The sequence below is a fragment of the Paenibacillus sp. FSL k6-2145 genome (assembly GCF_037976585.1).
In the GTDB taxonomy this organism is placed as follows: Bacteria; Bacillota; Bacilli; order Paenibacillales; family Paenibacillaceae; genus Paenibacillus.
Window position 1 is genome coordinate 6024014 of the sequence record NZ_CP150267.1, and the last position, 12587, is coordinate 6036600.

At 49.3% G+C, this 12587-nt stretch carries 9 protein-coding genes; 1 reads left to right on the forward strand and 8 read right to left on the reverse strand.

Features of this window, described 5'->3' with window-relative positions:
* Window positions 1–52: 52 nt before the first annotated feature.
* The 6 genes from NZ043_RS26480 to NZ043_RS26505 form a co-directional block, all read right to left on the reverse strand.
* Entirely contained in the window at window positions 53–2026 is a 1974-nt protein-coding gene (locus NZ043_RS26480; RefSeq protein WP_339309668.1) for a hydantoinase B/oxoprolinase family protein, read from the reverse strand.
* Entirely contained in the window at window positions 2023–4071 is a 2049-nt protein-coding gene (locus NZ043_RS26485) for a hydantoinase/oxoprolinase family protein (RefSeq protein ID WP_339309669.1), read from the reverse strand. The genes NZ043_RS26480 and NZ043_RS26485 overlap by 4 nt, the downstream gene beginning before the upstream one ends.
* 41 nt (window positions 4072–4112) lie before the next feature.
* Window positions 4113–4841 (reverse strand): FCD domain-containing protein, encoded by a 729-nt coding sequence (locus NZ043_RS26490; protein WP_245838229.1) that lies wholly within the window; start codon window positions 4839–4841, stop codon window positions 4113–4115.
* 250 nt (window positions 4842–5091) lie between these two features.
* Window positions 5092–5754, reverse strand: a complete 663-nt coding sequence (locus NZ043_RS26495) for a class II aldolase/adducin family protein (RefSeq protein WP_339309670.1) — start codon at window positions 5752–5754, stop codon at window positions 5092–5094.
* 70 nt (window positions 5755–5824) lie between these two features.
* Window positions 5825–7315 carry a rhamnulokinase family protein gene (locus NZ043_RS26500; RefSeq protein ID WP_339309671.1) on the reverse strand — a complete coding sequence of 497 codons (1491 nt, stop codon included), beginning with the start codon at window positions 7313–7315 and terminating at the stop codon, window positions 5825–5827.
* Between the two features lie 124 nt (window positions 7316–7439).
* On the reverse strand, window positions 7440–9230 hold the full coding sequence (locus tag NZ043_RS26505) for an L-fucose isomerase (RefSeq protein WP_339309672.1): 1791 nt from the start codon (window positions 9228–9230) through the stop codon (window positions 7440–7442).
* A gap of 412 nt (window positions 9231–9642) precedes the next feature.
* Between NZ043_RS26505 and NZ043_RS26510 the strand changes: the two genes are divergently transcribed.
* Window positions 9643–10659 carry a LacI family DNA-binding transcriptional regulator gene (locus NZ043_RS26510; RefSeq protein ID WP_339309673.1) on the forward strand — a complete coding sequence of 339 codons (1017 nt, stop codon included), beginning with the start codon at window positions 9643–9645 and terminating at the stop codon, window positions 10657–10659.
* A gap of 229 nt (window positions 10660–10888) precedes the next feature.
* Here NZ043_RS26510 and NZ043_RS26515 read toward each other — a convergent pair whose 3' ends face one another.
* Together NZ043_RS26515 and NZ043_RS26520 are read right to left on the reverse strand one after the other, a co-directional pair.
* Window positions 10889–11782 (reverse strand): NAD-dependent epimerase/dehydratase family protein, encoded by an 894-nt coding sequence (locus tag NZ043_RS26515; protein ID WP_339309674.1) that lies wholly within the window; start codon window positions 11780–11782, stop codon window positions 10889–10891.
* A gap of 15 nt (window positions 11783–11797) precedes the next feature.
* A complete protein-coding gene (locus tag NZ043_RS26520) occupies window positions 11798–12565 on the reverse strand; it encodes an SAM-dependent methyltransferase (RefSeq protein ID WP_339309675.1) in 768 nt (255 codons plus the stop codon).
* Window positions 12566–12587: the final 22 nt, after the last annotated feature.

Below are 12587 nucleotides of genomic sequence, written 5' to 3' on the forward strand. Positions count from 1 at the left end.
ATGTAGTTGGTTTTACCGATATGACAGAACTAGATAGTCTCCATACACTTGATCAATGCAACCCTATTTGCTGGCGTAAACCTTCCATAATGTCGGATATCTCCCGTGGATCTACAGACAGGGAATCCTTATACTTCTCCTCTACAACGCCCATGGTCTGACGCTTCAGGTAGTCTCTCAGTGCAAGCGGAGCATTCAGCAAGGCCTGATTTAGCGTTACCTGCATCTCATCGCTCCATATGTCTTCAAATTGCTCCCGCGCTTTGCCATAGGCGAATTCCTCCTGCTGGCGTGATCGCTTGGCTCGCATTTGTTCGGTTTTTCTCTCGTTCAGCTCCAGGCCGTCAATCACAACACCGTATAACTCAAGAGCTTTCTCCGTGGATATTAGCCCTCTTCTTACATCATCCAGAACTAGGCGTGGGTCACGTTCAAGTGGATCACCATATCCGCCTCCGCCTTGCGACAAGAACGTAACCGTTTCTCCAGGTTGAAGCAGCAGCTCATCAATTCTTCCCAGATGATGCTCACTTGCGCGCCCAGCATTAAGAATCGCTTCTCCATGTGAACCTACGCCGCCACCGAGCCTGCCCCAAGGCTGGAACTCCATACGCTCCATGTTTCTGGCCGTCATCACCGTATCCGGTGTTAGAATTCTGACACATAAATCAATTCCGCTTCCGCCACGGAAGGTTCCTGCACCTGCCGAGTCGGCACGAAGACCATAATGTTCGATCAACACAGGCATCTCGGATTCCACCGTTTCCGCAGGAATATTCCGAAGATGACCGACCGCAAAATCCATGCCATCAATGCCGTCTTTCATCGGCCTAGCTCCCGAACCTCCGCAGATAGGCTGAATTACTCCCACCTTTTTCTTGCCATCGGATGCATCTGTCATCGCCATCATGACGATGCAGGCCTGTCCAGCTCCTGCAGCGGGAACCATACTGCCCTGAGCTTTTCCCAAAGCACCCGTGATGACGTCCATAAGCCGGATAAAGGTCGCAGCACGTGCTCCAACTGCTGCCATCGGCTCCGGGTTGAGTACGGAAGCAGGCGGCGCGTAATTTCGCACCATGCGAATCATACCCGAATTCCACGGAATGGTCGGATCGAGGGTACGGAAATAACGAATGAGTGCTGGCACCAGCATGTAATGCCCCTGTTGGTTGTGGGTGGGAATGTTGAATGAAGCCCTGACCTGAGGATCGGTGCCGCTAAAGTCCAGATGAATGTCACTGCCTGCAATCGTCATTTTGCAGCGCAGCCGGATTGGATATCCCCCTGGCCCTTTCTCCAGATAGTCCCAGAAGTCATAGGAACCGTCCGGGATATCCTGCACGATAGCACGTGCCTTCAGCTCGGCGTATTCCAGCAATTGTTCGATGCCCTGCTGAATTTTTTCCACACCATAACGTGCAATGAGTTCCTCAAGCCGCTGCTCTCCCCGATTCAATGCAGCCATAAGTGCTTTGAGATCACCGAGATTTTGCTCCGGAATTCGGCTGTTGTCCAGAAACATGCTCAGGATCTGCTCGTTCAGAACACCAGCTTCATACAGCTTGACTGGTGCGATTCGAATGCCTTCCATATGAATATCGTAGGCGCTGGGAGATACGCTCCCCGGTACCTTGCCGCCCACATCGGATGAATGAACAAAGCACATGCCGTAAGCGATGATTCGCCCTTCGTGAAAATAAGGCTTGATGAGATGAATGTCTGGAAGGTGTGTGACCATGCCTTTAGTGGAATAAGGATCATTACATATGACGAGATCCCCTTCTTTCCAGTCTTCTATGCTGTTAATGGTCGCAGCAGCAGGGATGCCCAGGGACAGATTGTAACCCGTCTCCAGCGGTGACCCGAACGTTTCCCCGGATGGAGATAAGAGGTAGGTTCCAAAATCGCCCGTTTCTTTGACAAAAGCGGTGAATCCTGTGCGCAGAACAACATTCGCCATTTCTTCCACGGCAGCTTGAATCCGGTTGTTAAAAATCTCAAGAAAGACCTTGTCGCCGATCATGCTTCCACCTCCCCAATCACGTTCCCGTGGCCATCCCGGTATACTTTATATCCAGGCGGGATAAAGATCGTTGTATCATATTCCTCCACAATAACGGGCCCAGGGATGGGAGCATCCACCGATGGAATCTGTCCCCTTTTCAGTACCTTGGCTGTCTGCTGTACATGGTCAAAGGTTATGATCCTTTCTTCTGCTGTACTCTCGTCGAATGGCAAATCTGCCGGAGCTACCGTGTTATGGGTAGGCAAAACACCAACAATGGTCGCTCTGAGACTTACAAACATAACCTCTGCCTCTGGCTGACTAATGCCAAACACGTTTTGGTAAGACGTATGGAATTTAATCCCTGCCTTCTTGGGATCTTCAATTTCTTCCAATGTCAGCGTGACCTCGAGATCAAAGGCCTGTCCCTCATATCGCATATCCGCACTGTATAGGCAATAAATATTGTCCAGCTTGACACCACCACGGGCTTCCTCATCGACCCAGCTACGTCCCTGGTTTTCCAATTCAGTGAAAAGAGATCTTAATTCACCAGACTCCAGAGTCTGGGTACTTTTGTGTAACGTATGAACGAAATCATTGCGAAGATTGGCAACCGTGCAGCCCATGGCACACAATGTTCCCGGAGATGGCGGGATCAGTACTCTGCCGATACCTACCTCGCGTGCCATCAAAAAAGCATGCATCGGACCAGCTCCACCATATGCGAGCAACGTAAAATCGCGGGGATCAACACCCTTGCGAGCCATTAGGGGAGAAAATTGGGCATACATATTGGCGGTTGCCACATCAAGAATGGCTTGCGCAGTCTGTTCGACATTCAGACCAAGCTTCTCTCCCAGATTGGAAAGAGTACGCTCTGCAAGTTCGGGATACAGACGCATTTGTCCCCCAAGGAAACGGTCAGCGTGCAGGATACCGAGCTGTAGATAAGCATCTGTGGTTGTCGGCTCTTCTCCCCCACGCTGATAACAGGCTGGACCGGGATTGGCTCCCGCGCTGCGCGGCCCCACCTTGAGTACGCCTACGGAATCAAGCCAGGCAATTGAACCACCACCAGCTCCTATAGCCGTTACATCAACAGCAGGAATGATGACAGGAAAATCTCCAACCTTGTTCTCAGAAGAATAACTCGGTTCTTTGTCAATGAGGGCAACGTCAACGCTTGTCCCACCCATGTCAAATGTGATGACCTGATGAATGCCAGCTCGTTCAGCAATATGGGTCGCGGCGATTACACCGGAAGCAGGCCCGGACAGAAGCGTACGTACCGGCTCATTAGCCGCTCTGGCAGCCGTCATAATTCCACCGTTGGACATGGTCGACAGCAAGTTGGCTTTGAGGCCGTATGCCTGAATCCCTTCTTGCAGACGCAGGAAGTAAGACCCCATCCGGTCACCTACATAAGCGTTCATGGCCGTTGCGAGTGTTCGTTCGAACTCACGCTGTTGTGGCCAAATGGCGCTGCTTCGGCAGATGAACAGTTGCGGATAACGTTCCCTGATCAGATCTTCCGCAAGCTGCTCATGAGCGGGATTCACATAAGCATGTAAAAAGCTAATCGCCAAAGCGGTAACGCCATCCTCCACCAACTCATCCACCGCTTGCAACAGTTGTTCCTCATTCAGTGGCTGGAGTATGCCCCCACTCGCAATGACCCGTTCATCGACTTCCTTAACGCGATGTCTCGGTACCAGCGCATCGGTCTTGTCACCATACAGATTGGTTGTATCCTCAAGTCGCAACCGGCGGATTTCAAGAATGTCACGGAATCCTTTAGTGACCAGCAGACCTGTAACTGCGCCATTTCGCTCAATCAACGTGTTTACGCCAAGCGTGGTTCCATGCACAAACAGATCAATCTCACGAATGTTCACACCATTCGCCTTGAGTTGATCAAGTGCGTTAAAAATCGCCTGTTCCGGAGCTGTTGCAATCGATGGCGTCTTGAGCGCCGCAATCACGCTGCCCTGATGGTCCATCACCAGCGCATCTGTGAAAGTACCTCCGATATCTATGCCTAAACGGTAGATTGTGTCCACAAGCTCAACTCCTTTATCACAGGGTCTCATTCTAAGGTAAGTTATTGGTTTTGCATGGCGAAATAACGTTTGACATCATCGATCATTTGGTTGATATGATTCACCATTGCCGCTTCAGCCTGCTCCGGAGAGCCTGCTACTATAGCATCCAGAATCTGCTGATGATCCACAACTAATTCACTTCCTACTCTCCGGCGAATATACGCGGTTTCCAGAAAATCGCGGCTTGTCTCCCATACCAGTTCAACCGCGTGCAGAAGAATTTGGTTTTGCGCAGCATAAGCCAGCAATCTGTGAAACTCCCGGTCCTCCTCGTATGGTATAATATTCTTGGAAAGCAATTCATGCTGGTTGGCAATAGATGCTTGCAACAGTACTATGTATTCTTTCGAGGCACGTTGTGCTGCCAGGGAAGCGATCTCCCGCTCAAGCGCCCTTCTGGCAACGAGAACATCTAGCAGAGCCTTTTCCCCGGAATGGTTCAGCATCTGAATTAACTGTGAATTCACGCTTTGTTGCTGCAAATCTTTTTCCAACGTCTTCATTCGATCCAGACCCTGTTCGGTCAAAGTCCTTCCCTTGCGACCTTCCAGAACTGTAAAACCTTCAACATCCATCTCCATAAGTCTTCTTCCGATGGTTGCCTGACTCAGACCATACGTTTTGCCCAAAGTATGAACCAACGTACTGGCCCCGATGGGAGCATTAGCGTCTCGAAGCTGCTTTAGCAGTTCGTATTCCAACTCCATTTCGTTTAGCTCAGGACCCACTGATTTCACCCCTCTTAGATACTTAATTGTTTTTTAATCTTCTTCTTAGTTGTTACTCACTGATGATTAACGTTAGTATACCTTGCAGGCATCACAATTTCAACAATTCTCATCAAATTAGTACGAATTATTTCCTCAGCTATACTCTGCGCTTTTTCAAATCAAAATTAAAATTAAAAAAGAGCATTTCACATCCTTTATTCCAGCGTTTAACTGAAGGATGCAATCTGCCCTTAATATAGCAATCTTTTCAGGACTTGAGTTGTTGCAATAACTGCACACGGTAGGCTTCACTTTCAAGGGATTGAATTTCCTTATATTCTTCAGCAGTTAACACTTTGGGTTCCCCGGCTGCCTTGGCGATCATATATACCTTCGCGCTTTCTTCCACCACCTGAGTGCGGTAATAGGCTTCGCGGAGGTTTTTGCCGGTCGTAACCAATCCGTGATTGACGAGGATAAGTGCCGTATGTTCTTCTACCTTGGCTGAGACTGCATCGGCAAGTTGCTTCGTTGTTGGCAGAACATATGGAACGAACCCGATATCGCCCACCAATGCAGACTGATCAGGGAACAAGTGTGGCAATTCATCGAAAACAAGACTAAGTGCGATCGTATATGCCGGATGCGTATGCACAATGGCTTGGATCTCAGGATTCACACGATAGCTGTACAGATGCATCAATACTTCGGAAGAAGGGCGTGTTGCTCCCGCACGAGTCTCTCCTGTCTCGATATCAATGGCGATCCATTCGTCAGGCTCCAGATCCTCAAGTGCATAACCACTCGGAGACAACAACATCGTTCCCCCAGAGCGAGCGCTCAGATTCCCACCGGGTCCTACCACTAGCCCTTGGGCAACTGCTCTGCAAGCATATTTCGTCAACTCTTCCCTTATTTGCTGTTCAGACATGTTGCTCACCACTCCTCATACTTTTCTTTTTAGCATTTTGCGTTAATGCTCATTGCATTGAATCTGTTCATTACCTTTTGATTTGATTCAGACTTTGGTAGTTTTCATAAGCTTCCTGCCACAGCTCTGTATCCTCAGGTTCGTAGGTCTCGGGGGAAAAGGAAGCAGCCATGACCTCCCGTACCTCGGCCAAGCTACTCACTTCACCATGTGCAAGGAATTGCAGCATGCAATTCCCGGCTGAAGTCGCCTCTGCCGGGCCTGCCACCACCGGGACACCGGCTGCATTGGCTGTAAACTGGCATAATAGTCGATTGTGTACACCGCCACCAACCATATGAATGACACGAGGTCTTGTACCTGTAATCAACTGCAGTTCATCCAGCGTCTGTCTGAATTCCAGTGCAAGACTTTCCAGAATACAGCGCACAATCGCTCCAGTCGTTTCAGGCACAGTCTGTCCGGTGAGACTGCATTGTTGCCGTATTCGTTCAGACATATTTCCTGGCGCCAAATACACGCCATCTCCCGGCGATACATAACTTTGATGCGGCGTTGCCAAGGTAGCCAATTGAATCAGTTCTTCATGTGTAAAAAGTTGATTCTCCCGCTCCCATTGCCGTTTGCATTCCTGCAGCAGCCACAAGCCTGAACGATTTTTCAGGGTACGTACTTTGCCATTCACGGTCCCTTCATTGGTGAATCCTAATGCACGACTTCGGTCATCCAATACAGGCGTATCACGCTCCCCCCCCATAAGAGACCAGGTTCCACAGCTGATAAAAGCAAAATCCGAATCCATCGCAGGAATCGCTGCCAAGGCAGATGCGGTATCATGTGATCCCACAGAGACTACCTGCATCGGTCCAGTCCGTAACTCGGCGCACAACTCATTTGTTAGATCGCCCAGCACGGTTCCGGGTTGAACGAGTTTTGGAAATAATGTTTCCGGTATACCGAGACGCCCGATCAGATGTTCATTCCAACGCGCCTCGCCTGCATGCAACAGCCCGCTGGTACTTGCAATCGTATACTCACAAGCCTGCTGACCGGATAGATAATAGTGAAATAAATCCGGCATAAATAACATGCGCACATCCGGACGCAAACCTTCGGCCTGCTCTCGTACACTGCCTAGCAGTTGGAATACCGTATTGATCTGCTGCGGCAAAACCCCGGACATGGCATACAGTTCTTCTTCTTTCACCATGTACAGAACCTCTTCCATCCACTGCTCATTGCGTGCTTCCCGATAGTGACGTGGGTTCGAGCACAACCTTCCGTCACCATCCACCAGTCCATAGTCCACTCCCCATGTATCCACAGCTATAGAACGGACCGATGGAGAGACGCCTTGCGTCCCTTTCACAATGCCTTGTTTTAATTCATGAAAAAGTCGCAAGAAATCCCAATACAATCCGTCCCCCAGCTGCACGGGTTCATTGTTGAATCGATGCACTTCTTGTAACGAGAGTCTGCTTCCATCAAAAGAACCCCGGACTACGCGTCCACTCCCAGCGCCGTAATCAGAAGCAAGCACATGTGTTGCTTGATTGCCCATTCTACCAAGCCTCCTTAACTCTACGCGATAAGCCGTATTCGAGTTCTGAACACAGCTTTCAAGAGAACGCCATGTTACCTCATTTCACAAGGAACATGGCGTTTGACAGGAATGGAACTTTATTTTAACGATACAACGGGCCAAACACACTGCAAGCACGGTAGTCTGCACTCTCCGGCTCACTTGTGCCGAACAATCCCCATGCACGCGGACGGAAAATTTCCGTTTCAGGGACATTATGCATATTGACCGGTATGCGAAGCATGGAAGCAAGTGTAATCAGATCAGCACCGATGTGTCCGTACGAGATGGAGCCATGGTTGGCGCCCCATTGATTCATGACCTCGTATACGGAAGTAAACGCTCCCGATCCGGTTAGAACAGGAGCAAACCAGGTGGATGGCCAGGTTGGGTCTGTCCGCTGATCCAGCGTATCATGCACATCTTCAGGCAGATCGACCGTGTAACCCTGAGCGATTTGCAGCACGGGTCCCAGTCCTTTGACCAGATTCAGACGTGTCATCGTTACAGGCATACCGCCTTTGGTCAGGAAATCCGCTGAATAGCCGCCACCGCGGAAATACTCTACGGATGCCGGTCTCCACGATGTTGCTTTCAGGCAGTCCTGAACTTCCTCATCTGTAATTTCCCAGAATGGCTTGAGGACAGGCTTCCCGTCTCTGGACTGTTGTCCTGTGCCATCCAAAGCTGCGGAACCGGAGTTAATCAGATGCAGAATGCCATCCTTCGCGTTTCCTTCCAACTGGTGCCCCGTCACACGCTGTACTGAATCCGGGCTCCAATACGTACGCACATCAGCGAAGATCTGTGCCGTATGTGTAAGCAGCGAACCGAATAACATCGATACCCCGTTCAGGCTGTCATTCTCCGTTGCAACCAGATAAGGCGCACGTTTGCCATTCCAGTCAAAGGAAGAATTTAATATCGACTCCAGAAAATCTCCGTTCGGAGAATGATCCGTCCACTGCCGTTGTCCCTGGAAGCCGGATACAATTGCGTGGTGACCCATCGATTCCTCTGTAAAACCAAGCTCTGCCAATCTTGGATTGCCAGCCATCAAGTCACGCACGATTTGGGTCATTTTCACAACCGTTTCCCATTCGTACTCTTTGCGTTTACGATCTGTTTGCAGATGGGCAGCGTTGTTGTCCGGACCTTCGCTACAATTCTCCTTCACCCAGGCCAGTGCGAGCTTATACTCCTCAGGATCGTAGATTTCTTCTTCGATCCGGCGAGTGAGTTCGCTCATATCCACGTATTCATTGCGCATGCCCAGATACTCCTGGAAAAATGAATCGTTCACAATAGAGCCTGCAATCCCCATGGAAACTGATCCAATGGACAGATACGCTTGCCCTTTCAAGGTAGCGGCTGCAAGCCCCGCACGGCTGAACCGGAGCAATTTCTCACGCACGTCATCGGGAATGGTTGTATCCCCGCCGTCTTGCACATCCTCTCCATAGATCCCAAAGGCCGGAATCCCCTTCTGTGCATGGGCAGAGAGTACTGCTGCCAGATATACTGCACCTGGACGCTCAGTTCCGTTAAACCCCCAGATAGCTGTAGGAATGGATGGCGACATGTCCATCGTTTCCGTACCATAACACCAGCACGGTGTCACGGTAATCGTTACGCCCACGTTAGAACGGCTGAATAGTTCTGATGCTGCGGCCGCTTCGGCCACTCCGCCAATACAAGTCTCGGCCACAACACATTCCACCTCGGACCCGTCAGGATAACGCAGTTCGGCTGCAAGCAGTTCCGCAACAGATGTTGCCATCCGCATCGTTTGTTCTTCCAGTGACTCCCGAACACCCTTGCGTCTTCCATCAATCGTGGGACGAATACCAATCTTGGGGAAAGCCTGCTTATTACGATAATCCTGATGTGTCATACTGGAATGTCCTCCTTCAATTCGTTTCATAGAGTTTGGGTTGAATTGAGAAACCTTCTGTCTGATCCATATGCATTGATTGGAATGAGATAATGACGGAAATACAACCGATACCCGAGTGGCACACAAGAGCTACATACACAGATTATCAAGAGCTCTACTTGAGTGTTGAATGCGTTTACATATTTTTAAAAATAACAATAAACCACTTCATCAATTAGCTATGTATGTAGTTCCTCTATTCAGAAAATGGAACGTGCATGAGCGAATTCAACGAAATGGTTTATGTAGTAAATACGTTTAGAACCCTTTAGGGTTATCGGTAACCCTAACATAGCATGAGCCTATCTTGCTGTCAATTGGCATTATCCTATAGAATGGTAAGACTATGTTGCGGAAAGGTTAGATTCTAATGATTACCATTTACGATATTGCCAAAAAAGCCAACGTCTCCGCCATGACGGTCTCCAAGGTCATTAATCATACAGGCCGCATAAGTTCCGCGACACGTGAACGTGTGCAACAGGTGATCGACGAACTGGGTTACATCCCGAACTCCAATGCACGCAGCCTTGTGCTTCAACGAACCCAGATGCTTTCCCTGCTCATTACGGATATTACCAACCCTTTTTATACAACACTGGCCCGTGGTGCTGAAGATGCAGCCCATCTTCGTGGGTACCGTCTTTTATTCGGCAATAGTGACGAGGATTACAACAAAGAAAAGGATTACGTGGATGCGATTCTGTCTACTCGTGTGGATGGTGTACTCTATGCTCCAGCGGGGGATCGTTCTCTTCCTCATCTGAAACAGCTGCAGGAACGTCACATTCCGTTTGTCTTTCTTGATCGCACCGTACCTGGCATTACGTCAGATATGATTGCCGGAGATAGCCGGGAAGGCGCGATTGAGCTGATCCGCTACCTTGTGCAATTGGGGCACCGGCGCATTGCACTGGTCAATGGTTCTTCTGAGGTTTCTACCGCCAGACTGCGGGAGGAAGGTTATGTAGCGGGTTTGCGTGAGGTCGGAGCTGATATCGATCCCGAGCTTATGCTTCGAACCGGGTACCGGAATTTCAGTGATGACGAGGGACTGGATCGACTACTCTCTCAACCGGAGCAACCAACAGCCATTTTTGCAGCCAACAACATGCTGGCGATTGGGGTCATTCGGCTTTTGCGCAAACGGGGACTGCGTGTGCCAGAAGACATCTCCGTCGTGTGTTTCGACGATCTGGATCTGGCTTCTGCTTTTGATCCTTTCCTAACTGTAGCTGCACAGCCAGCATATGACTTTGGGTTTCAGGGCGTACATATGCTGATTGACCGGATTGAAGGCAAGGCCCCTTCCGAAGCCCAAACCGTCATTCTACCATCAGAACTGCGCATACGTGCTTCAGCCACTGCCCCACGTGAGCAAAAATAGAGTTAAGCACGTGAGTTGACTAAATATTATCGTGTAAATGATTAGTCCCACTTATCTGGATTAGTTCCCGTTCAAATTCGAAAAATGTACAACATAAACAGGGTGCACCGGAGATTACGCTCTGGTTGCACCCTGTTTGATGTTCATTCGTTAGAATGACCCGTTCGTCCGAACCGATTGGTTCGTCAGGTTCATTCAGTTTCATTTTGGTTCCATCCGAGCCGATATTCTACCGCTCCGACTGTAATGCAAGAGCGACCTCACGAACGAGTCCCGGGAACCATTCCATCAGAGGTTCGAACGTATACCCCGCTTGTTCTGCCTTGGTTGTCTCCATCGTCCATGATTGCTCAATTCCGAAGGGTGACATGTCCTCTTTTACGGTTTCCGTGAGGATCTGGGACTGCATACCCGTGACCGTCTCGATCAGATGTATCATGGCTGACAGCGTAATCGCACCCTTGGAAGCTGCATTCACCGGACCAGTAATGGACGAATGTCCAAGCCAAGCGAGAAATCTTGCCGCTTCGGTGGAATTGATAAATCCAATCTCCGCATCCGGATTTGGCATGCCAATCGGTTTTCCTTTTTGCACATGTTCAATATGAAAATGAAGTCTTCTCGTATAATCATCAATCCCGAGTACAATGGGAATGCGCATCGCCACAACTGGGAAATCCGCTTCCTGGAAAAATACAGCCTCCGCAAGCCGTTTGCCTTCTCCATACGAAAAATCCGCCGCACTCCCATACTGTAATGGATATGTATACGGGTCAAAATCCGTTTCCTTAAATCCAGGTCTGGGATCACCGTACACCGAGAGTGTGGATGTCAGAACGTATCTTTTGGTGCGACCTGCAAAAGCTTCACATGCCGCTTTCGCTGCATCCGGTGAATAACAGATATTGTCGTACACAACATCCCACATGTCTGTCTGCGCAACCTCTGCCAGAGATTCCGGGTCTTCACGATCCATCTTGATTCGGTTTACTTCGGGTCCGAAGTCAACATCCGTTTTACCACGAGTTGCGACTGTGATCTGAGACTTCCCTTCCCACAGCAAGTGATCCACCAGACGTTTACCAAAAAAACGTGTACCCCCAAGTATAAGAACTTTATTCATCCGAAAAACCTCCTATCATGTTCGATTATGTTTAACAATTTGAAGCATGGTGTGAGCGTTCCGTTGAAACTCATATGCTGTTGGTTCTTCGGATACCGTGTACCCAAGCTCTTCAAGTATTAATTTTAATTCATCCATGTGTTTGTAACGTTCGCCAGACAGATCCACTGTTGGAAAAATGCGAACCTCTCGTTTGGTCACACGCAGCAGTTCCATCACGGTTGCAACATGAAAATCAACATCCAATCGATCCGCATACGTAAACAGGAAATGGGCGGATAACGTCAGATCGAATTGTTCATCCGCAAAGGGTAGATCCGGGAGCACAGACGCCACATAACGGTCAGGAAACATTCTCATATCTGCGATGCAATCTGTGATGGCACGAGTTCGTTCTTCCTTTAACCCCTGGACTGATCCAAATTGATCCCACACATATATGCCTTGCACCGGTTCCATCTGTTTCATCGTATGCTCAATGTCCTGAAATCCCTTTACTTCAAGCTCGTCGATCTCGTATTTGTAGGCCATATCCACGGCCACGGGATCAGCACCCAACTTGCGCGCCTGGCTACTGAACGAACACGCTCCACCTGGACAATCCAGAATGGACTTGCCTGTAAGATCCTCCACAGTCAGGTTGAACATCTTCATATATTCCTCGAAGGTTCTTCCTATGAAAACAATTTGTTTCAGTTCCAAACCACCAGAATCATTGAACTCCTGATCTTCTCGGCTGTTCTTCTGACGCTCTCTACTGTTGCTCTGCTCATCTCTACTCATCTCGTCTCAGCTTCCTTTCCTG

Excerpts from the sequence above, each read along its gene's own strand:
- NZ043_RS26495 (WP_339309670.1), bottom strand. The coding sequence starts at position 5,754 with ATGTCTGAACAGCAAATAAGGGAAGAGTTGACGAAATATGCTTGCAGA.
- NZ043_RS26510 (WP_339309673.1), top strand. The coding sequence starts at position 9,643 with ATGATTACCATTTACGATATTGCCAAAAAAGCCAACGTCTCCGCCATG.
- NZ043_RS26515 (WP_339309674.1), bottom strand. The coding sequence starts at position 11,782 with ATGAATAAAGTTCTTATACTTGGGGGTACACGTTTTTTTGGTAAACGT.
- NZ043_RS26505 (WP_339309672.1), bottom strand. The coding sequence starts at position 9,230 with ATGACACATCAGGATTATCGTAATAAGCAGGCTTTCCCCAAGATTGGT.
- NZ043_RS26520 (WP_339309675.1), bottom strand. The coding sequence starts at position 12,565 with ATGAGTAGAGATGAGCAGAGCAACAGTAGAGAGCGTCAGAAGAACAGC.
- NZ043_RS26500 (WP_339309671.1), bottom strand. The coding sequence starts at position 7,315 with ATGGGCAATCAAGCAACACATGTGCTTGCTTCTGATTACGGCGCTGGG.
- NZ043_RS26480 (WP_339309668.1), bottom strand. The coding sequence starts at position 2,026 with ATGATCGGCGACAAGGTCTTTCTTGAGATTTTTAACAACCGGATTCAA.